At 72.4% G+C, this 26,017-nt stretch carries 25 protein-coding genes; 12 read left to right on the top strand and 13 right to left on the bottom strand.

What is annotated here, in order from left to right:
* Nucleotides 1–266: 266 nt before the first annotated feature.
* Nucleotides 267–503 carry an SCO4848 family membrane protein gene (locus ACIO92_RS13165; protein WP_366439550.1) on the bottom strand — a complete coding sequence of 79 codons (237 nt, stop codon included), beginning with the start codon at nucleotides 501–503 and terminating at the stop codon, nucleotides 267–269.
* Between the two features lie 67 nt (nucleotides 504–570).
* Between ACIO92_RS13165 and ACIO92_RS13160 the strand changes: the two genes are divergently transcribed.
* The 3 genes from ACIO92_RS13160 to ACIO92_RS13150 all read left to right on the top strand — a co-directional run bounded on the left by ACIO92_RS13160 (nucleotide 571) and on the right by ACIO92_RS13150 (nucleotide 3,886).
* The gene (locus ACIO92_RS13160) at nucleotides 571–786 is read left to right on the top strand and encodes an SCO4848 family membrane protein (protein WP_366439549.1); all 216 of its coding nucleotides are present in this window, start codon (nucleotides 571–573) and stop codon (nucleotides 784–786) included.
* A 38-nt stretch (nucleotides 787–824) separates the two neighbouring features.
* Nucleotides 825–2,141: a metallophosphoesterase gene (locus ACIO92_RS13155; RefSeq protein ID WP_402281266.1), complete on the top strand. Its 1,317-nt coding sequence runs from the start codon at nucleotides 825–827 to the stop codon at nucleotides 2,139–2,141.
* A 191-nt stretch (nucleotides 2,142–2,332) separates the two neighbouring features.
* A complete protein-coding gene (locus ACIO92_RS13150) occupies nucleotides 2,333–3,886 on the top strand; it encodes an ABC transporter substrate-binding protein (protein ID WP_402281264.1) in 1,554 nt (517 codons plus the stop codon).
* A 193-nt stretch (nucleotides 3,887–4,079) separates the two neighbouring features.
* Here ACIO92_RS13150 and ACIO92_RS13145 read toward each other — a convergent pair whose 3' ends face one another.
* The 5 genes from ACIO92_RS13145 to ACIO92_RS13125 form a co-directional block, all read right to left on the bottom strand.
* Complete coding sequence (locus ACIO92_RS13145) at nucleotides 4,080–5,219, bottom strand: hypothetical protein (protein ID WP_402281262.1); 1,140 nt, start codon at nucleotides 5,217–5,219, stop codon at nucleotides 4,080–4,082.
* Between the two features lie 327 nt (nucleotides 5,220–5,546).
* A complete protein-coding gene (locus ACIO92_RS13140) occupies nucleotides 5,547–6,293 on the bottom strand; it encodes a TetR family transcriptional regulator (protein WP_366439545.1) in 747 nt (248 codons plus the stop codon).
* A 10-nt stretch (nucleotides 6,294–6,303) separates the two neighbouring features.
* Nucleotides 6,304–6,735, bottom strand: a complete 432-nt coding sequence (locus ACIO92_RS13135) for a DCC1-like thiol-disulfide oxidoreductase family protein (RefSeq protein ID WP_366439544.1) — start codon at nucleotides 6,733–6,735, stop codon at nucleotides 6,304–6,306.
* Between the two features lie 6 nt (nucleotides 6,736–6,741).
* Complete coding sequence (locus tag ACIO92_RS13130; RefSeq protein WP_366439543.1) at nucleotides 6,742–7,176, bottom strand: hypothetical protein; 435 nt, start codon at nucleotides 7,174–7,176, stop codon at nucleotides 6,742–6,744.
* A gap of 699 nt (nucleotides 7,177–7,875) precedes the next feature.
* Nucleotides 7,876–9,975, bottom strand: a complete 2,100-nt coding sequence (locus tag ACIO92_RS13125) for a DUF4132 domain-containing protein (RefSeq protein ID WP_402056487.1) — start codon at nucleotides 9,973–9,975, stop codon at nucleotides 7,876–7,878.
* Nucleotides 9,976–10,074: 99 nt separating this feature from the next.
* Here ACIO92_RS13125 and ACIO92_RS13120 point away from each other — a divergent pair, with 99 nt between their 5' ends.
* Nucleotides 10,075–10,608, top strand: a complete 534-nt coding sequence (locus ACIO92_RS13120) for a MarR family winged helix-turn-helix transcriptional regulator (protein WP_402281259.1) — start codon at nucleotides 10,075–10,077, stop codon at nucleotides 10,606–10,608.
* A 43-nt stretch (nucleotides 10,609–10,651) separates the two neighbouring features.
* On the opposite strand, the gene ACIO92_RS13115 is transcribed toward ACIO92_RS13120, so the two are convergent.
* From ACIO92_RS13115 to ACIO92_RS13090, 6 genes are all read right to left on the bottom strand, one after another.
* Nucleotides 10,652–11,146, bottom strand: a complete 495-nt coding sequence (locus ACIO92_RS13115; RefSeq protein WP_366439540.1) for a hypothetical protein — start codon at nucleotides 11,144–11,146, stop codon at nucleotides 10,652–10,654.
* Between the two features lie 126 nt (nucleotides 11,147–11,272).
* A complete protein-coding gene (locus ACIO92_RS13110; protein WP_366439539.1) occupies nucleotides 11,273–12,031 on the bottom strand; it encodes a succinate dehydrogenase iron-sulfur subunit in 759 nt (252 codons plus the stop codon).
* Nucleotides 12,031–13,785, bottom strand: coding sequence for a succinate dehydrogenase flavoprotein subunit (sdhA, locus tag ACIO92_RS13105; protein WP_366439538.1), 1,755 nt, complete (start codon nucleotides 13,783–13,785; stop codon nucleotides 12,031–12,033). Before sdhA ends, ACIO92_RS13110 begins: the two co-directional genes overlap by 1 nt.
* Before the next feature lie 24 nt (nucleotides 13,786–13,809).
* Nucleotides 13,810–14,289 carry a succinate dehydrogenase hydrophobic membrane anchor subunit gene (locus ACIO92_RS13100; RefSeq protein ID WP_366439537.1) on the bottom strand — a complete coding sequence of 160 codons (480 nt, stop codon included), beginning with the start codon at nucleotides 14,287–14,289 and terminating at the stop codon, nucleotides 13,810–13,812.
* 8 nt (nucleotides 14,290–14,297) lie between these two features.
* Nucleotides 14,298–14,678 (bottom strand): succinate dehydrogenase, cytochrome b556 subunit, encoded by a 381-nt coding sequence (gene sdhC / locus ACIO92_RS13095; protein ID WP_351787875.1) that lies wholly within the window; start codon nucleotides 14,676–14,678, stop codon nucleotides 14,298–14,300.
* A gap of 192 nt (nucleotides 14,679–14,870) precedes the next feature.
* Nucleotides 14,871–15,494, bottom strand: a complete 624-nt coding sequence (locus ACIO92_RS13090; RefSeq protein ID WP_402281256.1) for a 2-oxo-4-hydroxy-4-carboxy-5-ureidoimidazoline decarboxylase — start codon at nucleotides 15,492–15,494, stop codon at nucleotides 14,871–14,873.
* A gap of 140 nt (nucleotides 15,495–15,634) precedes the next feature.
* Between ACIO92_RS13090 and ACIO92_RS13085 the strand changes: the two genes are divergently transcribed.
* The 3 genes from ACIO92_RS13085 (at nucleotide 15,635) to ACIO92_RS13075 (ending at nucleotide 18,724) form a co-directional block, all read left to right on the top strand.
* Nucleotides 15,635–17,269: a glycoside hydrolase family 20 protein gene (locus tag ACIO92_RS13085; protein ID WP_402281254.1), complete on the top strand. Its 1,635-nt coding sequence runs from the start codon at nucleotides 15,635–15,637 to the stop codon at nucleotides 17,267–17,269.
* 107 nt (nucleotides 17,270–17,376) lie between these two features.
* Nucleotides 17,377–18,021: a DUF4328 domain-containing protein gene (locus ACIO92_RS13080; protein ID WP_366439535.1), complete on the top strand. Its 645-nt coding sequence runs from the start codon at nucleotides 17,377–17,379 to the stop codon at nucleotides 18,019–18,021.
* 76 nt (nucleotides 18,022–18,097) lie between these two features.
* Nucleotides 18,098–18,724, top strand: coding sequence for a hypothetical protein (locus ACIO92_RS13075; RefSeq protein WP_401236819.1), 627 nt, complete (start codon nucleotides 18,098–18,100; stop codon nucleotides 18,722–18,724).
* Nucleotides 18,725–18,770: 46 nt separating this feature from the next.
* Here ACIO92_RS13075 and ACIO92_RS13070 read toward each other — a convergent pair whose 3' ends face one another.
* Nucleotides 18,771–19,511: a Clp protease N-terminal domain-containing protein gene (locus tag ACIO92_RS13070; protein ID WP_366445526.1), complete on the bottom strand. Its 741-nt coding sequence runs from the start codon at nucleotides 19,509–19,511 to the stop codon at nucleotides 18,771–18,773.
* Between the two features lie 376 nt (nucleotides 19,512–19,887).
* Here ACIO92_RS13070 and ACIO92_RS13065 point away from each other — a divergent pair, with 376 nt between their 5' ends.
* From ACIO92_RS13065 to ACIO92_RS13045, 5 genes are all read left to right on the top strand, one after another.
* Nucleotides 19,888–20,577, top strand: a complete 690-nt coding sequence (locus ACIO92_RS13065; protein ID WP_366445527.1) for an RNA polymerase sigma factor — start codon at nucleotides 19,888–19,890, stop codon at nucleotides 20,575–20,577.
* On the top strand, nucleotides 20,577–21,989 hold the full coding sequence (locus tag ACIO92_RS13060) for a hypothetical protein (protein ID WP_402281251.1): 1,413 nt from the start codon (nucleotides 20,577–20,579) through the stop codon (nucleotides 21,987–21,989). The genes ACIO92_RS13065 and ACIO92_RS13060 overlap by 1 nt, the downstream gene beginning before the upstream one ends.
* 340 nt (nucleotides 21,990–22,329) lie before the next feature.
* Nucleotides 22,330–23,910, top strand: a complete 1,581-nt coding sequence (locus ACIO92_RS13055; RefSeq protein ID WP_366445529.1) for a methylmalonyl-CoA mutase family protein — start codon at nucleotides 22,330–22,332, stop codon at nucleotides 23,908–23,910.
* A 172-nt stretch (nucleotides 23,911–24,082) separates the two neighbouring features.
* Entirely contained in the window at nucleotides 24,083–24,739 is a 657-nt protein-coding gene (leuE, locus tag ACIO92_RS13050) for a leucine efflux protein LeuE (protein ID WP_366445530.1), read from the top strand.
* A gap of 37 nt (nucleotides 24,740–24,776) precedes the next feature.
* The gene (locus ACIO92_RS13045; RefSeq protein WP_366445531.1) at nucleotides 24,777–25,598 is read left to right on the top strand and encodes a MerR family transcriptional regulator; all 822 of its coding nucleotides are present in this window, start codon (nucleotides 24,777–24,779) and stop codon (nucleotides 25,596–25,598) included.
* Nucleotides 25,599–26,017: the final 419 nt, after the last annotated feature.

The raw sequence follows: 26,017 nt of genomic DNA, 5'->3' as shown, positions 1-26,017 counted from the left end.
GGTGGTTCGCCCACTCCGCCTTCATGCTCATGCGGGGACAGCGGACGAACCCACGGTACGGGCCACGCCGCCTCTGGAACGAAGGGAAGCCGCGTACGTGTGGTGGGCAATGCGTGGCCGTCCCCGCCCCGAGCGGTTAGGGCCGACGCCGACCGCCACGGGTGGGACCGCGCGGCTGGACAACCCCGATCAGCCCGTTCCCCTGGCCGGCTGATCTGCAGGACCGCCCCGTCTGCGAGCCGCCTGCCCAGTACCCGGCCGGGGCTCTACTTCTCGGCTGCCCGGACACCCCGGAAGCCGATCACACCGACGGCCGTCCCCAGGACAAAGGACGTGACAGCGAGCGCGAGATGGACCCACAGGTAGGCGGTCGGGTCACCCGCGTCGTCGAAGGCAAGCCCGCTGGCGTCCTTGAACAGGTTCTTCGCGAAGGTCACCCAGATCACCCAGGACCAGACGCCGAACGCGAGCAGGAACCAGGAGACGCGGCGGCTGAGCTTCATGGGGAGTCCTTCGGGGTGGGCGAGACGTTCCCCGCCAGTATCGAACCGTTGCCTCCAGGCCCCGCAGGTGGGGCTCTGTACGCTAGTGGTCAGTAGCGTATGGATCACTTTCGTCAAGAACCTCTGGAGTGACGGGAGCGGTCTCGCCTTCGACGAAGCGGGCGATCCGACCGCCTACTTCTGGGTTCATCTGCTGCTCGCCGTCACGTCCTTTGTCCTGGGGACGGTGATCGGGGTGCTCGGGTTGCGTGGGGTGCGCGCCGCGCGCCGCGAGAACGGCTGAAGACACCGCGTGAGCGGTGAGAAGAGGGGTTACGGGGCGTGGTCGTCTTCCTGCTGGTCCTGATCGTGGTGGTCGCGCTGCTCGTGGCGGTCCACCGGTACGTGTGGCAGCGCCTGGTGCGCGACGTCACGAAGCCCGGCGGGCTGCCGCGCCGCCTGGGCACCGCCGCCGTCGTGGTGCTCCCGCTGCTCTTCGTCGCGGCCATGGCGAGCTCCCGGCTCGGGGCGCCGTTCCCGCTCCAGCAGGCCGTCGCCTGGCCGGGCTACCTGTGGCCCGCGCTGCTCCTGTACGTGACGCTCGCCCTGCTCGTCGGCGAGGCCGTCCGCCCCGCCCTGCGCGGCTGGCTGACCCGCCGGGCCGCCCGGACGGCGGGACCGTCCCCGGCACCCGTACCGGAGCCCCTGCCGGAGCCCGTCCCCGCGTCCGTACCGGGGGCCGCGTCCGCGCCGGAGCCGCCGTCCGCCGCTTCCGCCGCACCGGAGGGGTCCGCCCCCGCCGGGGAGGAGGCGCCGGTCGCACCCGCCGAGGTGTCCCGGCGGCTCTTCGTCTCCCGGGTCGTCGGCGGGACCGCCGCCGCCGTCGCGGCCGGGACCGTGGGGTACGGCACGTACGGCGTGCTGCGCGGCCCCCGGATCAAGCGGGTCACCGTCCCGCTCGCCAAGGTGCCGCGCGCCGCCCACGGCTACCGGATCGCCGTCGTCTCCGACGTCCACCTCGGGCCGATCCTGGGCCGCGCCCACACCCAGCGCATCGTGGACGCCGTCAACTCCGCCCAGCCCGATCTGATCGCCGTCGTCGGCGACCTCGTCGACGGCACGGTCGCGGACCTGGGGTCCGCCGCCGAGCCGCTCGCCCGGCTCCGCGCCCGCCACGGCTCCTTCTTCGTCACCGGCAACCACGAGTACTTCTCCGGCGCCGACGCCTGGGTGGACCACGTCCGCGAGCTGGGCCTGCGCCCGCTGCGCAACGAACGGCTGGAGATCCCGGCCGGGTTCGACCTGGCGGGCGTCGACGACATCGCCGGGGAGAGCCAGGGGCAGGGCCCGGACTTCGCGAAGGCGCTCGGCGACCGCGACCGGGCCCGCGCCGCCGTGCTCCTGGCGCACCAGCCGGTCGTCGTCCACGACGCCGTGCGCCACGGGGTGGACCTCCAGCTCTCCGGCCACACCCACGGCGGCCAGCTCTGGCCCGGCAACTTCGTCGCCGAACTGGCCAATCCGACGGTGGCGGGGCTCGAACGCTACGGCGACACGCAGCTGTACGTGTCCCGGGGCGCCGGTGCCTGGGGGCCGCCGGTCCGGGTCGGCGCGCCCTCGGACATCACGATCGTCCAACTCGCCTCGAAGCAGGCCTAATCGGGGCAGGGTCACTCCCTGCGCAGAGACCGATACGTGCTGCTCATCGACTTAAATTCGCATTTCCCGGACATATACCTGTGGTGTGAATGTTCTCACTTTGAGATGTGAAAACGGTGTGATGGGATGACTGCATCGCGACGTTCTGGGGGCCGTCGCAGCTGGGGTGGACGAATAAAGGAAGCACGGCAATGCGGTCGACGGTCCGTCTGCGGATCCTCATCACTTGTGGAGTACTGGTGGCCGCCGGAGTGGGGGGCTGGCAACTCCTGCCCTCCGACGGCGGCAGCACCGAACCGATCAGCGTCGGCACGACCGACGAGGTCACTTCACTGGACCCGGCCGGCGCGTACGACGCCGGTTCCTGGGCCATGTACAGCAACGTTTTCCAGTCTCTGATGACGTTCAAGCCGGGTTTCACCACACCGGTCCCGGACGCGGCGGAGAACTGCAAGTTCGTGGGCACCAAGCTCACGACGTACCAGTGCACGCTCCGTGACGATCTCTCGTTCTCCAGTGGACGCAAGATCACCGCCGAGGACGTCAAGTACTCCTTCGAGCGGATGCTGCGGATCAAGACGGACGTCGGTCCGCAGCCCCTCTTCCCGACGCTGAAGACGGTCACGACCGAGGGCCGTACCGTCACCTTCCACCTGAGCGGCCGGGACGCCACCTTCCCGCTGAAGGTGGCGACGGGCGCCGGTTCGATCGTCGACAAGGACAAGTACCCGGCGAACAAGCTGCGTACGGACACCTCGGTCGACGGCTCGGGCCCGTACGTCCTCAAGGAGTACAAGGAGGGCGAGTCCGCGCTCCTGGAGCCCAACCCGAAGTACAAGGGCGCCGTCACCAAGACCGGCGGCCCGGTGCTGGTGAAGTACTACGTCCAGTCCGAGGGCCTCGCCGACGCCTGGAAGGCGAAGGACGTCCAGGTCACGCACCGGCAGCTCCCGCCGGACTTCCTGTCCTCGCTCGACACCCAGGACGGCACCCGCGTCACCGAGGCGGAGAGCGCGGAGATCCGCAACATCAACTTCAACGTCGAGCCCGGCAGGCCGATGGCCGACAAGGCCGTACGGCAGGCCGTCGCCGCGGTCCTGGACCGCCCGGCGATCACCACGGGCGCGTACAAGGGCACGGTGGAGCCGCTGTACTCGCTCATCCCGCAGGGCTTCGTCGGACACAGCACCGCGTTCTACGACGTCTACCCGGCGCCGAGCGCCAGGACGGCGAAGAAGATCCTGAAGAACGCCGGGATCCAGACCCCGGTGAAGTTCACCTTCGGCTTCCGCAAGGACGCCACCTACGCCGCCGAGACCGCTGAGATCAAGCGGCAGCTGGAGGAGACCGGTCTCTTCGAGGTGAAGACCGTCGAGGCGAAGTGGACCGACTTCCAGAAGGCGTACGCGAACGGCGCCTACGATGTCTACACCGTCGGCTGGCTCCCCGACTTCCCGGACTCCGACAGCTTCACCGCGCCGCTCGTCGGCACCGAGAACACCCTGCACAACGGGTTCTCCAGCAAGCGCATCGACAGCCTGATCTCCTCGACGCAGCAGTACAGCGACCGCGCGCGGGCGACCGCCGACTTCAAGGCGATCCAGAGCGAGGTCGCGTCCGATGTGCCGCTGGTGCCGCTGTGGCAGAAGAAGGACTACGTCCTCTCCACGGACTCGGTCGCCGGTTCGCAGTACCTGACCGACGGCACCGGCATCTGGCGCCTCTGGGAACTCAGCTGGATCTAGCGGATCCCGGCCGTCCCCTCCGGATCCCGCCGGTCGTGCGGGATCCGTGGGACGACCCCGCCGCACGGACGGGCGGCCCGGTCACCTCGTGTGCCGGGCCGCCCGTCCGTGCGTGACGCCCCGGGTGTCCGATGGCCCGGGGCGCTCGTGACGTCCCGGGCCGTTCACGCGCCCGGGGCGCTCGTGGTGCCGCTCAGGCGGTTCCCTCGGAGGCGCCGGTCTCCTCGAAGGGGCCGCCGGGGACCATGCTGCCGAAGAGGCCGCCGATCAGTTCCTCGATGTCGAGCGCGGTCGCTCCGGCGGGGGCGACGGGCGTGATGCCGGTGCTCGTCCTGAGGCTGAGCCCGAACTTCTTGACCTTCGCGTTCTCCGTGAGCGCGGCAAGGTCGACGTACACCTCGGTCAGGGCGCCGTTCTTGAGCGTGAAGTCGGCCTTCGCCTTGACGTCGGGGACGTCCTTGAGATCCTTCTCGGTGGGCAGCTCCATGGGCAGGTCCTTGGCCAGCGGGCGGATCCCGGCGAGGAGTTCCTTCAGCAGGGTGCGGGCGCTGGCGGTGGCGGTGATGCGCTCGGCGCCGTCCTCGCCCTGGGCGGTGGTGAACTCGACCTCACGGGCGATGACCTCGCGCACGGAGTCCAGAAGCTTCTTCTGCGTACCGGCGTCCAGGGTCGGTGCGGCCGACGGTGCGGCCGACGGCGCCGCGCCGGGCTCCTGGGCGAACTTCCGCCCCGCCTTCTCCAGTTCGTCGGTACGGAACTTCACCCACTGGCCTTCGATGACCTTCTTCAGGCCCGCGGCCTCCGGGGGCAGCTCGTCGGCGGGCGGCAGGGGAGTGCCCATGACCTGGCTGAGGGCCTTGACGTCGGAGCGGAGGTAGGTGAAGTCGCCGACGGCACGGTACTCGAAGAGGTCGCCCGAGGGGGTGCTGACCTTCATGGAGCTGCCGGTGAGGTCCTTCTGGCCGGACTCGGTGATCGGCTTCTTCGACTCGACGGTGACGCTGATCTTCGCGCCGCTCAGCAGCTTCGCGACCTCGTCGGGGATCTCCTCGCCGGGCTCGGGCTTCGTGCCCGCGTCGAGCTGCTTGAGCGTCGCGACGTCGGCGTCCAGGTCCAGCTCGAAGGAGAGGGACTTCTCCTTGCCCAGCTTCTCGAACGCCTGGTCGAGCTTCTGCCCGGCGGACACCTGCTCGACCGTGCCGCAGGCGGCGGTACCCGCCAGGACCGCGCCGACGACTGCGGTGGCGGTGAGGGTCTTGCGTATGGCGGTGATGATGAACTCCTCGTGGACACGGCCACGGTGTGCGCGCGGCCGGTGCTGACAGTCGGTCACAACGACGCGGACGGTGGTCCGTCCGGTACGGCTCCGGCGGCCCGAGCGGACACGCCGTGCCCGCGTCCCTGACGCGGAGGGGCCGGCGGGCCCGGTCACGGCCTCGGGGGCGGGTCGCCGGAAGCCCCGGCGAGGTGAGCTCGGTCGGGGCGGCGGGGCCGCCCCTGCCCGAACTCTTTCATGGAGGGCAGTGTCGGGGCACCGTGAATATTCGGCAACGAATCGCCCCGGATCTTGCCGGGCCCGGCTTCCGGCCCGGCCCGCCACGGGCGCGGGCGCGGGCGCGGGGAGCGCCCGCCCCGGTTCCCGTGAACGGCTCCGGGACGGCTACGGAGCCTTCGGGCGGTCCCGCTCGGCGGCGGGCTTTCCCGAGGCCGCCATTCCGGCGGCCGTGGGCATGAAGTCGGAGAGCAGTTCGTGGGTCTCCTTGACCAGCGGGCGCAGCACCCGGAAGCGGGAGAGCGAGATCGCGCGGGCGGTGACCGGAGCGAGCCGCTCCACCAGACGGCGGCTGTTGGCGGCGCCCTCGGACCGGTCGTACACCCAGAAGAGCACCAGGCCCATCTGCTGGAGCCAGAGCAACCGGGGGAGGGCTTCGGCGAGTTCCGGGTCCACCTTCACGGAGGCGCCGGAGATGACCCGCCGGTGCACCTCGATCGCCGCCTCGCGGGGCCCCTCGGACTCCGGGGAGAAGGGGCTGAGCGGGCTGTCCGGGTCGGCGGCGTTCTTGAAGAACTGGGAGGCGAACTCGTGGTACGGCCCGGCGATGTCGAGCCAGCCGAGGTAGACGCCCCGGATGCGGGCCGTGAGGTCCTTCTCGCCGCCCGCCAGGAGCGGTTCGACGGCCGCCTGGTGCTCCTGGGCGATCAGGTCGTAGAACCCCTGGACGAGGTGTTCCTTGGAGGAGAAGTAGTAGTAGGCGTTCCCCACGGAGACTCCGGCCTCCTGCGCGATGGCCCGCATCGTCGTCTTGTCGTACCCGCGTTCCTTGAACAGCCGGAGCGCGGTCTCCAGGATGAGCGTCCGGGTCTGCTCGCTCTTGGGGGCCTTCTTGTCTTCCTTCTCGTCCTTCACGTGACCGAGCCTAGCCGGGTGGCCCGGTCGCTCCGCAGTGCCCGTCGTCACAGGGGCCGTCGGTCCCGGCGGGCCCGTCCCCGGGGCCCTTCAGGGCCTCCCGCCACTTCGCCGCCGCGAGCACGGTCAGCCGGGCGAAGGGCTGTCCGGCGGGGGTGGCGAGCCAGTGGGCCCTGGGCCGGTGGTCGGCGAGCGCCCAGAGGCAGACGATCCAGGCGGCGGTCCCCCGGTAGACCTGGCCCCGGTCCGCGACCACGGTGATCTCCCGCAGGGTGGTGGCGTGGTCGAGGTCGGGGAAGCGGAGCCGGGCCTCCCGGGAGCCCGCCGGGACGAGGACGAGCGGGACGAGCTGCCGCTGTCCCAGCAGCCAGTGCCTGAGGTGGACGCAGAGCGGGCAGTCGGCGTCGTACAGGACCGTCAGCCGTCCCACGGGGGTGGACACGGCGGCTCAGCCCTGGGGCGCGGGCGGCGTCCACGGCCCGGTCTTCGGGGTGGTGGTCCAGCCCTGCGGGCCGACCGGCGGCACCTGCTCGCGCTCCATGACGCCCCGGCGGCGGATCTTGTTGAGCACGTACACGTTCCCGAGGTGCATGACGCCGAGGACGAGCAGGACGACCCCGAGCTTCACGGAGAGCGCCTCGAAGAGCGCGCGGGCGTCGGAGACGGCGTCGTCCTGGCTCAGATAGAGGGCGACGAAGCCGAAGTTGACGAGGTAGAAGCCCACCACGAGGAGATGGTTGACGGCTTCGGCGAGCTTCTCGTTCCCGTGCAGGACGTCCTCCAGGAAGATCCTTCCGTTACGGCTGAGGGTGCGCGCGACCCAGATGGTCAGGGCCACGGCGATCAGCAGGTAGACGATGTACGCGACGACAGTGAGGTCCATGCCCCACCCTCCCTTGAACGCGTTCAAAAGCTGGCGGTCCTGACGGTAGACCTCTCTTTGAACATGTTCAAGTCGTGTCGGGGAGAGAGTGGGCCCTGCTCATCCGCCGCTCGGGGTCGGGAGTGTGACGCGCCCTCACGGCGTGGCCGGACAGGGCCGCGCCGCCGTCCTCCCGCCGTGCGCCGGGTCATCGGCCGTCGGCATGGACAGCGCTGGCCACGGCCGGACACCGGGCCGTCCGCTGTGATCCGGGGGGCTTCTGTGACACCCCCGTCGACGCCCCGCACACCACGCCGGGGACCATCCGCGAACTCCTCGACCGCTCGCCGCCGAACGGGCCGTCGTCGTCGGCCCCTCGTCCGGCGGCCGGGCCGGGTCGCCCCGGAGTCCGCCGCCCGCCACCCCGGCCGGGTCTCCGCCCTCGCCCTCCCCGCCCTTGAGGGGGTCAGGCCCTCAGGCGCCGGGGGCCTCTCCGTCGGGCTCCGGGCCTCACGACTTCCTGGGGCTCTCCCTCGGGCCCCACAAGCCCCACAAGCCCCATCGGCCTCACGGCTCCCCGGAGAGCCTCCCGGCCCTCATAAGCCCCACGGGCTCCCGGAGAGGTTCCCGGCCCTCCATGCAAGCCTCACGGGCGCCCCGGAGAGGCTCCCCGGCCCTCACGCAAGCCCCACGGCTCCCCGGAGAGGCTCCGGCCGTCCCTCAGCCCTCCTCCTCCGCCACCCCCACGAACAGCGCCACGTCCCGGAGCGCCTCCGAGAGGAGCAGTGGGGGTACGTCCGCCACCGCCGCCTCCGTCCAGGCGGTCCGCGCGCCCGCCGGGCCCGTCCCCCGGTCGAACCGCACCGGGCCCGTCACGCACAGCCGGGGCGTCACGTCCGCGTCCGGCCCCTCGTCGACCAGCTCGACCGGGAGCCCGGCCCGCCACCGCGTCGCCCCGGCCACCGGCACCTCGCCCGGCACCGGCAGCTCCCGCGTCATCCGCGCCGACCAGCCGTCCCTGAAGTACCCCAGATGGTTCCCCGACCAGCCGCGCTCCGTCATCAGGGCCCGCGCCCGCCCGTACCGCAGCACCCGCCCCGCGAACCGCCCCGACACCCCGTCGGCCGCCTCCTCGGGCGAGGGCGCGAACACCTCGCGGAAGACCTGCTGGAACGGCCGGGAGCCGTCGCCCCCGGGCAGCGCGGCCCGCCACTCGGCCACCTCCTCGCCCCCGGCCCGCACCGGATGCCAGAGCCGCAGCCGCGCCCCGGGCCCCACCGGGCACGCCGTCCCGTCCGCCCCCGCGAGCGCCCAGCCGCCACCGGTCCGCTCCGGTATCCCGGCCGTCCACCGCGCCCCGCCGTCCTCCGTGACCTCCCACAGCAGGACGCGGGCCACCGCCCCGGTCACCGGATGGTCCACGCAGTACCGGTGCCAGTCGTCCACCGGCCAGGTCGTCCCCGCGGTCAACTGCTCCTCGAGGCGCGCCCGTTCCGATGCCAGGAGACCCTTCAGGCGCTTCAGCTCCGCCCGCAGCTCCGCCAGCTCCCCGGCACGGGTCTCCCGGACCTCCTTCGGCGCCGACCGCAGCGGACGCCCTTCCGGGTCCAGGAAGGACAGCAGGGCCGCGCCCGGCTCCCGTACCGCCAGTTCCGCGGTGAACGCGCCGAGCCGCACCTCCCTGATCCCGCGCCCGTCGAGCCCCAGGGTCGCCACCCCGCGCTCCCTGAGCATCGACGGCGTCACCCCCGAGCGGGCCGCGACCGCCTCCAGGGCCTTGGTGATCCCCCTGGCCACGGTCCGGTTGCGGACCTTCCCCGGCAGCCTCCCCAGCCACTGCGCGGCCTCCTCGCCCCGGCCGTCCCCGCACTCCCCGAGCACCGCGACGGCGGCCGTGGCCAGCGACTGGCTCCGGCACACCCCGCCCGAGCCCCCCAGCCCGGTGCCCGCGTGCAGCGCCACCGCCCCCACCAGCGGCACCACCCACCGCGCGGGCAGGTCGAGCGACGCCCACAGCACACCGCGCAGCAGCGTGGTGTTGCCCTCCGAGGCCAGTGTCGGCACGGCCGTGCCCCACGGGTTCGGATCGGCCACCCGGTGCTCGGATTGCGCCACGACCCCCTCCAGGAGGAGCCGTACGGCCTCCGGGCCCGCTCCGGCCCCGGCCAGCAGCTCCGCCGCGCGCCGCCGCCAGGACCGGGTGGCCCGTCCCTTCCCCACCTCGGCGCAGTGCCCCAGGAACTCCACCACGCCCGGCCCGGTGAGCAGCGGCCCGTGGGCGGCGCGCATCGCGGGGCCGAAGTCGTCGTTCCCGTCGAGGAGATGGGCGGGCAGCAGCCCCGGTTCGACCCGGACCGGGCTCACCAGGAGGGCGTCCATCCGGTCCCGCAGCGCGGCGAACCGGTCGTTCCTGAACACCCGGAGCCGTTCGGCGGCCGCGCGCAGCACCCGTATCCGGGGCCGGTCGTACCCTCCGCTCCGCTCGGCCGCCGCGAGCGCCACCGGCACCAGGGCCAGGAACGACCGCTCCAGCTCGTGAGGGGCGACCTGGGCCGCCCTCCCCAGCAGACGCCCGAGCAGCAGCTCGGCCTCGGCGGCCGACCAGCCGAGGTCCTGCCGGGCGAGCGCGGCGAGCGCGGGACCCGCCAGGTCCTCGTCCGTCCTGCGGCACACCCGCAGATGCAGGGCGAGCGCGCACTCGCGCCGTCCCGCCGCGTCCAGGGAGTCCAGGAACTCCCGCAGGGCCCCGGCCCCGCCCTCGGCCCGCTCCCGCCCGACCGCCCTGTCGAGCCCGCTCTCCGGGCCCGTGATCCCCACCATGTGCCCGACCGTAGAGGGCACCACTGACAAGGCCCCGGGGCTCGCGCCGCCCCACCGTACGAAAAGCGGACACAACGGTGCACGGCGTACGATCGGCGCATGGAGCCGACGGAAGCGACCGGGCCCTCGGGCGGGCGGCGCGACTGGACCGACGGGTACGTGGACCGCTGGCGGGGGGTCCTGCCGGACCTGGACCCCGTCGTCGAGGGGGCCGTCACCCGGATGAAGAAGCTCTCCGTCCATCTGCGCCGGGTCAGGGAACAGGCACTGGTCGACTTCGGTCTGGAGCGGTACGAGTTCGACACCCTGCACCGGATCGCGGGGCACGGCGGCAGCGCCGCCCCCTCCGAGCTGGCCGACGACCTCGATCTGGCCCCCGCCTCCGTCGCCGCCCGCCTCGACGCCCTGGAGGAGCGCGGTCTCGTCCGCCGGGTCCGCGCCGCCGCCGAGCGGCGCCGGGTCGTCGTCGAGCTGACCGAGGCCGGGCGGGAGACCTGGCGCGGTGCGACCGGTGTCCTCGGCCAGGAGGAGGCCCGGCTGCTCGGGGTCCTCGCCCCCGGCGACCGCGCCCTCCTCAACGACCTGCTCCGGCGCGTCATGATCGGGGCGGAGTCCCCGGAAGCCCCCAGCTGACCCCTACCCTGCCCCTACGGGCCCGGGAACGCTCCCTACGGGATCAGATGCTCAGGGACCGGGCGTAGTTGAGCTGGCCCATCACCCAGGGGAAGGTGTCCGGGCCGCGCGCCGGGATCATCGTCGAGTGGTGGCGCCCGCCGCTGGTCACGGTGATCTGGACGAAGCCGGTCGTGTGCTTCTCCTTCATCAGCAGGAAGAGCAGACCGAGCAGGCAGAAGACGAAGAAGACGACCGCGAGGACGACCGCCACCGTCGGCATCTTCTCCTCGGTCCGCGACATGTCCATGGCGTTCCACACCGCGCCCTTGAGGGGCATCGGCCCGGCGGGCGTGATGATCTGGTCGCCGACGACGGTGATGTCGCCCAGGCTCAGCAGCGGCGCCCCGCCCATCGGGTACGGCACGGGCACCGGCACCCCGCCGTGCGCGTTCGGCGGGTACGGGGGCGTCTGAGGGTGTCCCTGGCCCGGCGTTCCCGCCTGCTGGCCCGGACCCCACTCGTAGCCCTCCGGCTTGTAAGGGTTCGGCTCGTTCATCTGTCCCCGTCCTCCGCGCGGTCCCGTACGGAGAGCCCGTACGGGACCGTAGGGGAGCCCGTACGGAAAAAGCCCGCTCCCGCACGCCGCAGCGTACAGAAGCGGGCCGTCCGGCCGAAGTCCCGGTCAGAAGCGACGCGTGATCAGCGCGCGCTTCACTTCCTGGATGGCCTTGGTGACCTCGATGCCACGGGGGCAGGCGTCCGTGCAGTTGAACGTGGTGCGGCAGCGCCACACGCCGTCCTTGTCGTTCAGGATCTCCAGGCGCTGCTCACCGGCCTCGTCGCGCGAGTCGAAGATGAACCGGTGCGCGTTCACGATCGCGGCGGGGCCGAAGTACTGCCCGTCGTTCCAGAAGACCGGGCAGGACGAGGTGCACGCGGCGCACAGGATGCACTTGGTGGTGTCGTCGAAGCGCTCGCGGTCCTCGGCGGTCTGCAGGCGCTCACGCGTCGGCTCGTTGCCCGTGGTGACCAGGAACGGCATGACGTCCCGGTACGCCTGGAAGAACGGCTCCATGTCCACGACCAGGTCCTTGAGGACCGTCAGGCCCTTGATGGCCTCGACCGTGATGGGCTTCTCGGGGTTGATGTCCTTGATCAGCGTCTTGCAGGCGAGCCTGTTCTTGCCGTTGATCCGCATCGCGTCCGAGCCGCAGATGCCGTGCGCGCACGAGCGGCGGAAGGTCAGCGTGCCGTCGACGTCCCACTTGATCTTGTGGAGGGCGTCGAGGACCCGCTCCTTGGGGTCGATGTCGATCTGGAAGTCCTCCCAGACCGACGCGTCCGACACCTCGGGGTTGAAGCGGCGGATCCGCATGGTGACCGTGATGTACGGGGAGGCGGCGGACTCCGCCTCGACCTTGTCCAGTACGGGGGTAGCCATCAGTACTTACGCTCCATCGGCTGGTAGCGGGTCTGGACGACCGGCTTGTAGTCGAGACGGACGGTCTCGGAGCCGTCCTCGCCGACCTCGCGGTACGCCATGGTGTGGCGCATGAAGTTGACGTCGTCGCGGTTCGGGTAGTCCTCGCGGTAGTGACCGCCGCGGGACTCCTTGCGCGCCAGGGCCGAGACGGCCATGACCTCGGCCAGTTCGAGCAGGTTGCCCAGCTCGATGGCCTCCAGGAGGTCCGTGTTGAAGCGCTTGCCCTTGTCCTGGATCGAGACGTTCTCGTAGCGCTCGCGCAGTTCGGCGATCTTGTCGACGGCCGTCTTGATGGTCTGCTCCGTGCGGAACACCATCACGTTGGCGTCCATCGTCTCCTGGAGCTCGCGGCGCAGGTCGGCGACCCGCTCGCTGCCCGTGGAGTCGCGCAGCTTCGCGATCTGCGCGACGACGAGGGACTCCGGGTTCTCCGGCAGCTCGACGAAGTCGGTCCTGGTGGAGTACTCGGCGGCGGCGATGCCGGAGCGCTTGCCGAAGACGTTGATGTCGAGCAGCGAGTTCGTGCCGAGGCGGTTGGCGCCGTGCACGGAGACGCAGGCGACCTCGCCGGCCGCGTACAGGCCCGGGACGACCGTGGTGTTGTCCGAGAGGACCTCGCCCTGGACGTTGGTCGGGATGCCGCCCATGGCGTAGTGCGCGGTGGGCTGGATCGGGATCGGGTCCGTGTACGGCTCGATGCCGAGGTACGTACGGGCGAACTCGGTGATGTCCGGGAGCTTGGCGTCGAGCTGCTCCGGCGGGAGGTGCGTCAGGTCCAGGTAGACGTGGTCGCCCTCGGGACCGCAGCCGCGGCCCTCGCGGATCTCCGTGTAGATGGAGCGGGAGACGACGTCACGGGAGGCGAGGTCCTTCATGACCGGCGCGTACTTCTCCATGAAGCGCTCGCCGTCCTTGTTGCGGAGGATGCCGCCCTCACCGCGGGCGCCCTCCGTCAGCAGGATGCCCATGCGCCAGATGCCCGTCGGGTGGAACTGGAAGAACTCCATGTCCTCCAGGGGCAGCCCGCGGCGGTAGCAGGCGGCCTGGCCGTCACCGGTCAGGGTGTGGGCGTTGGAGGTCACCTTGAAGAACTTGCCGGTGCCGCCGGAGGCGTAGATGACCGCCTTGGCCTGGAAGATGTGCAGCTCGCCGGTGGCCAGCTCGTAGGCCACGACGCCCGCGGAGTGCTTGACCCCGTCGACCTCGGTGATCAGCTGGTCCAGGACGTAGAACTCGTTGAAGAACTCCACGCCCTCCTTGACGCAGTTCTGGTACAGCGTCTGGAGGATCATGTGGCCGGTGCGGTCCGCGGCGTAGCAGGACCGGCGGACCGGGGCCTCGCCGTGGTTGCGGGAGTGGCCGCCGAAGCGGCGCTGGTCGATGGTGCCGTTCGGGGTGCGGTTGAACGGCAGGCCCATCTTCTCCAGGTCGAGGACGGCGTCGATGGCCTCCTTCGCCAGGATCTCGGCGGCGTCCTGGTCGACCAGGTAGTCACCGCCCTTGACCGTGTCGAAGGTGTGCCACTCCCAGTTGTCCTCCTCCACGTTCGCCAGCGCGGCGGCCATGCCGCCCTGCGCGGCGCCCGTGTGGGAGCGGGTGGGGTAGAGCTTGGTCAGCACGGCGGTGCGGCTGCGCTTCGTCGACTCGATGGCGGCGCGCATACCCGCGCCACCGGCGCCGACGATGACGGTGTCGTACTTGTGGATCTTCATGGCGTGGTTACCTCAGCCCCGTGCCTAGCGGATGTTCGGGTCGAAGGTGAAGATCACCAGCGTGCCCAGAAGGATGGTGAACACCGTGGCGGTGTACAGCAGGCCCTTGAGCCACAGGCGCGTGTTGGCCCGCTCCGCGTAGTCGTTGATGACGGTGCGGAGGCCGTTGGCGCCGTGCAGCATGGCGAGCCAGAGCATCAGCAGGTCCCAGACCTGCCAGAACGGGGACGCCCAGCGGCCGGCCACGAAGGCGAAGCCGATCTTGGAGACGCCGCCGTCCAGGAAGAGCTGGATCAGCAGGTGGCCGAGGACCAGGACGACGAGGACGACGCCCGAGAGGCGCATGAAGAGCCACGCGACCATCTCGAAGTTGCCGCGGGTCGCGCGAGGGGTCTTGCCGGTGCGCTTGCGGGGGGCCTCGATGTACGGCGCGGGGTTGTCCACGTCGTAGTGGGGACCGCCCTCGACGGGCCCGATCGCGGCTGAGGTGGTGTCAGCGGACATGTCTGGCGTCAGCTCCCGAACAGTTCACGTACGGCGTGGCCGAGGACGGGGTACAGGGAGCCCGCCATCAGCACGACCCAGATGCCCACGACGGTCCAGAGCATCTGCTTCTGGTAGCGCGGGCCCTTGGACCAGAAGTCCACGGCGATGACACGGAGACCGTTCAGCGCGTGGAAGAGGATGGCTGCGACGAGACCGTACTCGAGAAGAGCGACGATCGGCGTCTTGTAGGTCGCGACGACCTCGTCGTACGCCTCGGGGGAGACGCGGACGAGAGCGGTGTCCAGCACGTGTACGAACAGGAAGAAGAAGATGAGGACGCCGGTGACTCGATGAGCCACCCAGGACCACATTCCTTCCCGGCCGCGGTACAGCGTTCCAGCCGGCACGGAAAAACCCTCCGGGAGCGGGGATCGGGGCCGGCCGGCTTCTCTGTCGGTCTGGCCCGGCCGGGTACGGTCCACCGGCCCCGGTCATCGTAGCGACGACTTGTCGGTTCGCTCGCGCGGGGTCCGTATGTGTGATCAAACAGGCACGGACGGACTACCGCGGGGGCCCGAATCACCGCTTTGCGGAGGGATTCACCGTACGGAGTGCCGGTAGCCGGACTCCTCGGCGAGACGGAAGGCCAGCCGGGCGCGGGCGAGCCCGCGCAGTTCGTCGGCCGCGACGACCCGCTCCTCCTCCGGTTCGTTGCCGAGACGTGACCGGATGCCCGCGAGGACCCGGTCGAGACGCTCCCCGGGACCCACCCCGGCGAGGCTGATCACGAACGCGTGTCCGAACCTGCTCTCGTACGCGGCGTGGGCGGCCCGCAGCGCGGTCCGGGCCGCGAGCGGGGCGTCCGGGCGCGGCGGGACCGGGGACTCGGCGGCCAGGGCCTCGTCCAGATCCGCCCGGGACAGGTCGTACCCGGCCTCCTCGGCGGCGGCGAGCAGGGCGTCCCGGGTGTGGTACGGGCGGTGCGCGCTCACCCGTTCGGCCCAGCGGAGGCTGTGGCAGCAGGAGAGGAGCAGGGCGACCGCCTCGACGGCGGGGGCGGAGTTGAAACGGGCCAGGCCGTACGGGGAGGATCCGCCGTACTGGGCGGGCAGGGCGAGGAGGTCAGGTGTGTCCGTGGAGCCCGTGTTCCGGCAGGGGGCATGGGTGTCGCTGGTCAGCGTGGGCTCCGGTAATCCGGGACGGGTGGGGTGGACGTGACTCAACGTTATCGACGGGACGGGGGAGGTGTCCGACGAATGCGCGAATTTCACTCGGAAGGGAGAGTTTCGGGACAGGCGATGGACGTTCGGATTCCGGTCCGTCCCCCGATTGGCCCGACCGCCCCCCGTACGGGAGGATTCCGATGATGCGGTACTTCATACGAGGGCCCCACCGGGGCTCCGCGTTCCTGGCGGCCACGGTGACGCTGGTCACCGTGACGGCCTGCTCGAACGGCTCCCCGTCCGGGACCCCGTCCACCCCCGCCGCGGCCGCTTCCTCCGGCTCAGGACCCGGCGCCACCGCACCCACCGGTGCGAGCCCCGCGCCGACCCCCACCCCGACCCGGACCCACCCGCTCTCCGTCGCCCCCCGCACCGTGCCCGCCGTCCGCGCGCACGAGCCCGCCAGGGGACCCGGCTGGCGGCCCGCCCCCACCACCGGGGTCGTCCTCGCCGCGGACGCCGGGGGCCTGGCCGACGAGGGGAAGCTGATCGCCGGGGAACTCGGCATCCCCTACCGGGGCGCAGTCGCCCCCGGACCGGGGGACGTGGAGCTGGCCCTCGGAGCGGGCGGCGCCCCCGAGTCGTACACCCTCACCGTCCGCGACGGCCGGGTCCGGATCAGCGGGCCCGACGAGGCGGGCGTCTTCTACGGCACCCGCACCCTCAAGCAGTCCGTCCGCGCCACCGGCGCCGTGCCCGAGGGCACCGTCACCGACCGGCCCGCGAAACCACAGCGCGGACTCAACCTCGACACCGCCCGCAAGCACTTCACGGCGGGCTGGATCGAGGACCGCATCCGGGAGATGGGCGACCTCAAGCTCAACCAGCTCGGACTGCACTTCTCCGACGACCAGGGCTTCCGCATCGAGTCGGACAGCCACCCCGAGATCGTCTCCGCCCAGCACCTGACCAAGGCCGAGGTCCGCCGCATCCTGGCCCTCGCCGCCGAGCGGCACGTCACCGTCGTCCCCGAGATCGACTCCCCGGGACACCTCGGCGCCGTCATCGACGCCCACCCCGGACTCCAGCTCCGCTCCGCGACCGGCCGCGCCCCGCGCGGGGCCGTGGACATCTCGGACCCGGAGGCGGCGCGGATCGTCGACGACCTGCTGCGCGAGTACACCCGGCTGTTCCCCGGGGCGTACTGGCACCTCGGCGCCGACGAGTACGTCGCCCTCATGGCGAAGGACCCCGAGGCCAGCTATCCGCAGCTGGCCCGCGCGGCCCGCGCCCGGTACGGGCCGGACGCCCGCGTGCAGGACCTGGCCACCGGCTGGCTCAACGACCGGGCCGCCGTGGTCCGCCCCACCGGCAAGACCCTCAAGGCGTGGAACGACGGCTTCTTCGCGGGCGGGGTCACCAGCGCCGCCCCTGACATCGAGGCCGAGTACTGGACGGGCAAGGAGTACGGGGCCCGGAGCCCCGTCGCCTATCTGAGCGCGGGCCGGAAGGTCGTCAACCTCAACGACGAGTACCTCTACTACGTCCTCGGCCAGCCCAACGACTTCACCTACCCCACCGGCCGCCGCATCTACGAGCAGTGGACCCCGCTCGTGGTCCGGGGCACCTCGCCCGTCCCCGCCTCCTACGACCCCCAGATCCTCGGCGCCCGCTTCGCCGTCTGGTGCGACCTGTCCGGCGCCCAGACCCCGGCGCAGGTCGCGGACGGCATCCGGCTGCCCCTGGCGGCGCTCGCGCAGAAGGTCTGGGACCCGGCGCGGCCGGACATGACCTGGGACCAGTTCCGGGCCCTCGCGGCGAAGGTACGGGGCTGACCTGCGGGTTCTTCGCGCACGCGGTGGTATTTTCCTCCGGCGGCGGCCAGGTGGCCGCTCCGGCACCCGGGGGAGGGCGCCGCTTCGTTCCAGGGGAAACAGTTCTCGTGCTCCGCAATCCCACCGGCCTCTCGCACGCCGTGGTGGCGCTGCTCGGCGCCACGGTCGTCATCGACCTCTTCAGCGTGTTCGCCACCTCCGAACTGCACGCGGCGGTCACCGGCCGCCCCGCGGGGGACGTGTCCCCGCTGCTGTTCGCGCAGGGGATCGTCGCCGTCGCGGCGCTGCTCCAGATCCTGGCGCTCGTCGCGACCGCGACCCTCTTCATCATCTGGTTCCACCGGCTGCGCCAGAACGCGGGCGTGTGGGCCGGGGACCTCCAGGGCCGGAGCGCGGGCTGGGCGATCGGCGCCTGGTTCATCCCGATCGCCAACCTGTGGATGCCGCGCGGGATCGCCGCGGACATCTGGCGGTCGAGCCGCGCCGAACCCTTCGGCGCCGACCGGCCGCGCGAACTGCTGCTGCTCAACGGCTGGTGGACGGTCTTCGTGCTCGACGCGATCGTCGCCCGGGGGGCGAGCAGGGCCTATGAGAAGGCGGACGAGTTCGAGGAGTACGCGTCCGCCGCGAAGTGGCTCTACCTCTCCGACGCCCTGAACATCGTCGCCGCCGTCCTCACGATCTTCTTCGTGCGCCGTCTGACCTCTATGCAGCACGCCAAGGCCACTGGCATGATTCCGGCCGCAGACTGACGCAAAAGCGCCCCCCCGGCGCAGGCGCGGAAGTGCTGCGTCCGTAACGGCTGGCGAGGAGGCGTCCATGACGTCGGTGGTGTCCGTGGCAGGCCGGAGCCTGCGGGAGCTGATCGACCGGGCCGACGAGCGGGCGCTCGCCGCGGCCGGTCTCGCCTGCCTCGACCGCTGTCTGCCCCTGCTCGCCGCCGACGGGGGCGAGGCCCTGCGCCCGGTGTGGGCGGCCGTCGCCCGGGGTGACGGCCGGGCCTGGGGCGAGGCCGTCGCCGGAGCCAGGACCGCGCTGGCTCCCGGCAACGGCCTCTCCGACCGTGACTCCGGCGCTGGTTCTGGCCCCGGTGCCGGCTCCGGTCCGGTTTCCGCGTCGGCGGATGCCGAGGCCGTGTACGGGATGCTGGCCGCCGCCCCCGGGAACTGGACGGCCGACGCCCTGCGCGGCTGGGCCGACGGGTGTTCCGCCACCGCCCTCGCCCTGCACGGGCGGTACGACGCGGGGGCCGTGCCCGAGGGGCTCGTCGAGCGCTGCCGGGCCGGGGACGCGGCCGGTGCGGGCCCGCTGCTCGCGGGCGAACTCCGCCGTCAGCAGGCCGTCCTCGAAGCCACCGCCCACGGCCCCACCGGACTGCGCCGGGCCCGGGAGCTCTCGGTCGAGGGCGGCCGGGTGCTGCGCGCGGTGGTCTCCCGCCGGGCCCGCACCGCCTGAGGGGCCCGGCTGCCCTAAAGCGTGTTGCAGCCTTCTGCAACACGCTTTAGGACTCGTCCGGTGCCTCGGCCGTCGCCGAGGCGATCGTCGCGGAGATCTCCCGCTCCGCCGTGGCCTTGTCTAGGCCGAGCCCGGTCAGGACGCCCGTGCCGTCCTCGTGCTCCAGGAGCGCGAGCAGGATGTGCTCGGTGCCGACGTGGTGGTGGCCGAGGCGCAGGGCCTCGCGGAAGGTCAGTTCGAGGACCTTCTTCGCCGCCGCGTCGTACGGGACGAGCGAGGGCGCGTCGGCGACGGCCGCGGGCAGGATCGCCGTGACGGCCGTACGGATCTGCTCCGGAGTCACCCCCCGGGAGCCGATCCAGAGCGCGGCGAGCCCCTCGGGCTCGGCCAGCAGTCCGAGGGCCAGATGGGCGGGGAGGATCTCGTCGTTCCCGGCGGCGGTGGCCTCGTTCTGGGAGGCCATCACCACGTTCCGGGCCCGGGGCGTGAAGCGGCCGAAGCCCGCGTTGGGGTCCAGCTTCTCCGCGTCGGGGTCCTTGGGGACGAACCGCTTCTGGGCGGCCTGCCGGGTGACGCCCATGCTGCGGCCGATGTCGGTCCAGGAGGCACCGGAGCGCCTGGCCTGGTCCACGAAGTGGCCGATGAGGTGATCGGCGACATCGCCGAGGTGGTCCGCCGCGATGACGGCACCGGAGAGCTGATCCAGCGCGTCGGGATGGACCTTCTTGATCGCTTCGATGAGCTCGTCGAGACGGACGGGGACGTTCGGGGCGACTGGATTCGTCATGAGCGCAACCCTAGGTTGACACCTGAGGGGGTGTCAACCTTCGGTTGACACCGAAGGGGTGTGCCGCGCCCGGCGGCGGGAAGGGCCTGAAAGGGGAGGGGAAAAGGGAGACGACCGGGGCCGCCACCCCCCACAGGAGAGGCCCCGGTCGTCAGCCACGGAGTCGCGGTGCGGCTCCGTACTCCTTTCAGCGCCGGGGTCGCGGTTTCTGTCACACCGCACTTCCCGGGGCAAAGGTTGCAAGTTGAACAAAGAGCCCGGAGCGCGTGGACGCGGCGCCGCGCCACGACGTAGCGTGCAGGTGCGCGAGGCGGAGTGGCGGCGGTGACCGGCCGCGACGACGTGACGACGCGACCGACGGAACAGGGTTTGGGGAGTGCTGGGGGACGACGCGGAGCTGACGGCCGCGGTGCTCGCTGCGCGGGACGGGGACGAGAACGCCTTCCGTACCGTGTACCGCGCCGTGCATCCACGGTTGCTCGGCTACATACGCACGCTCGTCGGTGACGCCGACGCCGAGGACGTCGCCTCGGAGTCCTGGCTCCAGATCGCCCGCGACCTCGACCGCTTCGACGGCGATGCCGACCGCTTCCGGGGCTGGGCGGCCCGTATCGCCCGCAACCGGGCCCTCGACCACATCCGGATGCGCGGAAGGCGCCCCGCCGCCGGTGCCGACGAGGCCGAACTCACCGAGAAGCCCGCCGCGTCCGACACCGCGGGCGAAGCCCTGGAGGCGCTGGCCACCGGCCACACCATGCATCTGATCGCCCAGCTTCCGCAGGACCAGGCCGAGGCCGTCGTCCTGCGCGTCGTGGTCGGCCTCGACGCCAAGACCGCCGCCGACACCCTGGGCAAACGCCCCGGCGCCGTGCGCACCGCCGCCCACCGAGGCCTCAAGAGGCTCGCCGAACTCCTCGGGGCCGACCCGGAGGCGATCGGGTCCGGCGGCGCCGCCGGACCCGTCGTCCCGCTGGACGGCGTCCCTCCGCAGCGCGGCCGTGTGCCGGGGGCCGTGGCCCCCGGCGGTGTGACGCAATCGCGTCCGCGTACGCAGAAGGACATGTGATGGCCGACGAGCGGTATCAGTGGCTCGACCAGGAGGCCGCGGAGCGGCTGCTCGGCGGTGCGCCCGTCGGCGCACCCGACGGCCCCGCCCGTGTCCGGGCCGCCCGCCTCGCCGACGCTCTCGACACCGTCCGCACCCCCGCCCTCTCCCCGGTCACCGACGTCGAACTCCCCGGCGAGGCGGCCGCGTTGGCCGCCTTCCGGGAAGCCTCCGCCGGGCGCGCCGCGATGGCGGCCCGAGCGCCGGGCGCGGACCCGGAGGCCACCGCCGACCTCGGCCGGGTGCGCCTCGCGCCCGTCGTCGCCCCGGTGCGCCGCTGGGGCCGGTCCGTGCGGTACGGGCTCGCCGCCGCTGCCGCCGCCGTCGCGGTCGGCGGGGTCGCCGTCGCCGCCGGATCGGGGATGCTGCCGCTGCGGGGCCCGTCGCCCGCCAGTTCGGTCACGGCGGGCGAGAGCGTCGACCCGCTCCTCTCCGAGCATCCCTCCCCGCGCCGGGACCCCGGGGTGCCTTCGGCGCGGCCGGGCGGCGACGGCCGCTCGCCCGGCGCGTCCCCCTCCACCGGCCCGCGCGCCTCCGCCCCGGGCGACCGGGCCGGGCGAGGAGCCACGGAACCGGGCGGCGGCGAGGAACCCGGCGGTACGGGCCCGGGGAAGGTCCGGGACGGGACGGCCGCCCGCGAGAAGGCGGCCAAGGCCTGCCGGGCGTACCGCGCGGGGAAGCTCGACGCCCCGGGCCGGAAACGGCTCCTCGGCGCGCTGAGCGGCGGCGAGACCCTCGGCCGTTACTGCGACCGGGTCCTCGGCGCCGCTCCCGACGAGCACGGGGAGGACGGCGACGAGGACGACGAACGGCCCCGGAACGGCGCCCCCGGAAAGGGCGACGGCGGGGGCGACGACGGGCATGACGACGGGCATGACGACGGGAACCCGGGCAAGGGCAAGGGCCAGGGGAAGAGCGACGGCACCGCCAGGAGCAAGGGCGACCGAGGGAACGGCGGCGGCCCGGACCGCACCGGCACCGGGCACGACCACGACCACCGGTCCGGCTACGGCTCCGGAGACGACAGGGTGAAGAGCGGCGCGAACGGCACCGGGCGGGGTGACGCGGAGCCCCTGGAGCGGGGCGCGGCGGAAGACACCGCGCGGGGCAGCGCACGGACCCCCGTGCGGGGCGAGCCGGAGGGCAGCGCGGAAGACACCGCGAATGCCGCCTCCGCCGCTGCCGGGCGGGTCGCCGGGCGCGTGGAGAACGCCTCCGCCGGGCGCGTCGCCGGGCAGCGTGTCCGCGCTCCGTTCCCGTCCGGGCCGTGGGCCGTTCCCTCCGGCCCGGGGGCCCCGGCCGCCCCGGCCCCGTGCCCCGAGGTTCCGGCCCCCGGCACCGAGGCCGTCGCGCTCCTCCGGACGCCGGTGTAACACTTTCGGGCCCGCCGACGCAGTACGTAATGCCGACTGGTCATCGGCCGCGCGGCGAGCCGGGGTTCCCCCCGTACCTACGGCTCCGCGCAACGGCGCGGGTGGGTCACGTTCCCCCGGTCCCACCCGCGCCCCTTCCCCCTTCCGGTGGGAGCGCCCCGCCGACACCCCCCCGAAGGCCCCGTACGCACGGCCCGGGAGTCCCCGCCGGGGCCCTTGCCGAAGGTCACAGCGTGGTGTTCCCCCGTGCCGGAACTCCCGCCGCTACAGTCCGACCCGAGAGCCCGTACCGCTGGGTAACAAGCTGTCGGGCGAGGACGAGCTGTCGGGAGGCACACCAATGGCGCGCGAGTCGGAGTCGGGACTGCCCATCGAGCCGGTGTACGGGCCGGACGCGCTGGCCGGGTGGGATCCGGCGGAGAAGCTGGGCGAGCCCGGCGCGTACCCCTACACCCGGGGGGTGTACCCGTCGATGTACACCGGCCGCCCCTGGACGATGCGGCAGTACGCCGGGTTCGGCACCGCCGTGGAGTCCAACGCGCGGTACAAGCAGCTGATCGCCAACGGCACGACGGGCCTCTCCGTGGCCTTCGACCTGCCGACCCAGATGGGACACGACTCGGACGCCCCGATCGCCTCGGGCGAGGTCGGCAAGGTCGGCGTCGCCGTCGACTCGATCGAGGACATGCGGGTGCTGTTCGACGGCATCCCGCTGGACGAGGTGTCCACGTCGATGACGATCAACGCCCCCGCCGCCCTCCTGCTGCTGCTCTACCAGCTCGTCGGCGAGGAGCAGGGCGTCCCGGCCGAGAAGCTGACCGGCACCATCCAGAACGACGTGCTCAAGGAGTACATCGCCCGGGGCACGTACATCTTCCCGCCGAAGCCCTCCCTGCGGCTGATCGCGGACATCTTCCAGTACTGCCGGGCCGAGATCCCCCGGTGGAACACCATCTCGATCTCCGGCTACCACATGGCGGAGGCGGGCGCCTCGCCCGCGCAGGAGATCGCCTTCACCCTCGCCGACGGCATCGAGTACGTCCGGACGGCGGTGGCCGCCGGGATGGACGTGGACGACTTCGCACCCCGGCTCTCCTTCTTCTTCGTGGCCCGGACGACGATCCTGGAGGAGGTCGCCAAGTTCCGCGCGGCCCGCCGGATCTGGGCGCGGGTGATGCGGGAGGAGTTCGGCGCCCGCGACCCCAGGTCGCTGATGCTCCGCTTCCACACCCAGACCGCCGGGGTGCAGCTCACCGCCCAGCAGCCCGAGGTCAATCTGGTGCGCGTCGCGGTGCAGGGGCTCGCCGCCGTCCTCGGCGGCACCCAGTCCCTCCACACCAACTCCTTCGACGAGGCCATCGCGCTGCCGACGGACAAGTCCGCCCGTCTCGCCCTGCGCACCCAGCAGGTCCTCGCGTACGAGACCGACGTGACCGCCACGGTCGACCCCTTCGCGGGCTCCTACGTCGTCGAGAGCATGACCGACGACGTCGAGGCGGCGGCCCTGGCGCTGATGGCCCGGGTCGAGGCCATGGGCGGCGCGGTCAGCGCCATCGAACGCGGCTTCCAGAAGGGCGAGATCGAGCGCTCGGCGTACCGGATCGCCCAGGAGACCGACAGCGGCGAGCGGGTCGTCGTCGGCGTCAACCGCTTCGCCGTCGACGTGGAGGAGCCCTACGAGCCGCTGCGGGTCGACCCGGCGATCGAGGCGCGGCAGGCCGAGCGGCTCGCGGCGCTGCGGGCCGGGCGGGACCAGGAGGCGGTGGACGCCGCGCTCGGGGAGCTGAAGCGGGCGGCGGCGGGCACGGAGAACGTCCTGTACCCGATGAAGGACGCGCTCAGGGCCCGTGCCACGGTCGGCGAGGTCTGCGGCGCGCTCCGGGAGGTCTGGGGCACGTACGTCCCCCACGACGTCTTCTGACGTCCCCTCCGGGAGCCTGTCCCGGAGCCGTCCCGGAGCCGTCCCGGAGCCTGTCCCGGACCCGTCCCGGACCCGTCCCGGAGCCAGCCCGGGACCCGCCCGGGACCCCTTCCGGAAATGATCAAGACGCAGGTCACAGCGGAGTGTCGCGCGTGTGTGCGACACTCCCGCCATGTTGGGTGTCACCGATCTGCCGACCTATCTCGCCGGGCTCGTCCTCATCATTCTGCTGCCCGGCCCGAACTCCCTCTACGTGCTGTCCGTCGCCGCCCGCAAGGGCACCCGGACCGGGTACAAGGCCGCCGCCGGGGTGTTCACCGGCGACACCGTCCTCATGACCCTCGCCGCCCTCGGCGCGGCCTCCCTGCTCCAGACCACCCCGCTCCTCTTCACCGTCGTGAAGTACGCGGGCGCGGGCTATCTGGCCTGGATGGCGTACGGGATGCTGCGCTCCGCCATCGCCCTGTGGCGGTCCCGGGGCGAGGACACCGCCGACGGGGCGGACGCGCGGGAGCCGGGCCGCGAGGAGCACCCCTACCGCCGGGCCCTCGTCATCAGCCTCTTCAACCCCAAGGCGATCCTCTTCCTGATCTCCTTCTTCGTGCAGTTCGTCGACCCGGCGTACGCCTATCCGGCGCTGTCCTTCCTGATCCTCGGCAGCCTGCTCCAGATCGGCAGCTTCCTCTATCTGACGACCTTGATATTCGGCGGCACCCGGCTCGCCGCCGCCTTCCGGCGCCGCAGGCGGCTCTCCGCCGGGGCGACCTCGGCGGCCGGCGCGCTCTTCCTCGGGTTCGCCGTGAAGCTCTCGCTCAGCAGCGCCGCTTGACCCTCACACCGTGTGAGGGCGTTCCGTAGGGGTCGTCATGTTCACCATCGGAGACTTCGCCCGGCACGGGCGGGTGTCGGTCCGGATGCTGCGCCACTACGACGCCATCGGACTGCTGCGCCCGGCCCGGGTCGACCCGCACACGGGCTACCGCCACTACACGGCGGACCAGCTCGCCCGGCTCAACCGCGTCATCGCCCTCAAGGACCTCGGCTTCACCCTCGAACAGGTGGGGGCCGTCCTCGACGAGCGGATCGACACGGACGAACTGCGGGGAATGCTGCGTCTGCGCAGGGCCGAGCTGGAAGCGGCCCTCGCCGAGGCGCGGGCACGGCTCGCCCAGGTCGGCGCGAGGCTCCTGGCCATCGAGAGCGAGGGACGCATGTCCGTCCAGGACGTCGTCGTCAAGAAGATCCCCGCCGTTCGCGTCGCCGAACTGAGCGCCGTCGCCGCGAGCTTCGGGCCGCAGGACATCGGGCCGGTGATCGGCCCCCTGTACGAGGAGCTGTGCGGCCGTCTCGAAGCGGCCGGGATCACCGGCTTCGGGCCGGGGATCGCGGTCTACGAGGACACTGGCGAGGGCGACGGCTCGGTCCTGGTGCGCGCGGCCATGACGGTGCCGGAGGGCACGGCCGTGCCGGGCGTCGAGGTGCGCGTCCTGCCGGGCGTCGAGGAGGCGGCGACCGTCGTCCACCGGGGCCCGATGGACGACATCCTGCCGACCGCGCAGACCCTGGCCCGCTGGATCGGGACCAACGGCTACGCGTCCCGGGGCTACGCCCGCGAGCTGTACCTGGAGTGCCCGGAGGACCGGTCCCGCTGGGTGACGGAACTCCAGGAGCCGATCGCCCGCGCCTGACGGGACGGGCGGGGCGAGCGGGGCCAGGCGGGCCAGGGGTCCCAGAGGTCCGGGGTCCCGGGGTCCCGGGGTCCCGGGGTCCCGTGATTCCAGAGTCCCGCGGGAAGGTCCCTCGGGGGGAGCCCCCATTCGTAGGGGAAGGCCCTCAAGGGATCTCCCTTGAGGGCCTTCCCCTACGGGAGGTGCCCCTACGGGAGGTGCCCCTACGGGAGGTGCCCCTACGGGAGGTGCCCCTACGGGAGGTGCCCCTACGGGAGGTGCCCCTACGGGGTTGCTCCCACGGGGAAGCTCCCCGGGCCCTGCGGGGAGCCCGCTACGGGACCCTCCCTCAGGGAAAGCTCCCCACGGGAAAGCCCCTACGGCGAGGCCCCCCTGCGGGGTAGGCCCCCTGGAGGCCCCGCCCCCCTCAGCACCCCAGC

It is taken from the genome of Streptomyces sp. NPDC087215 (assembly GCF_044744885.1).
Lineage (GTDB): Bacteria > Actinomycetota > Actinomycetes > Streptomycetales > Streptomycetaceae > Streptomyces.
The sequence above is the reverse complement of the archived record's forward strand: the minus strand, read 5'-3'. Positions and strand labels throughout refer to the sequence as shown.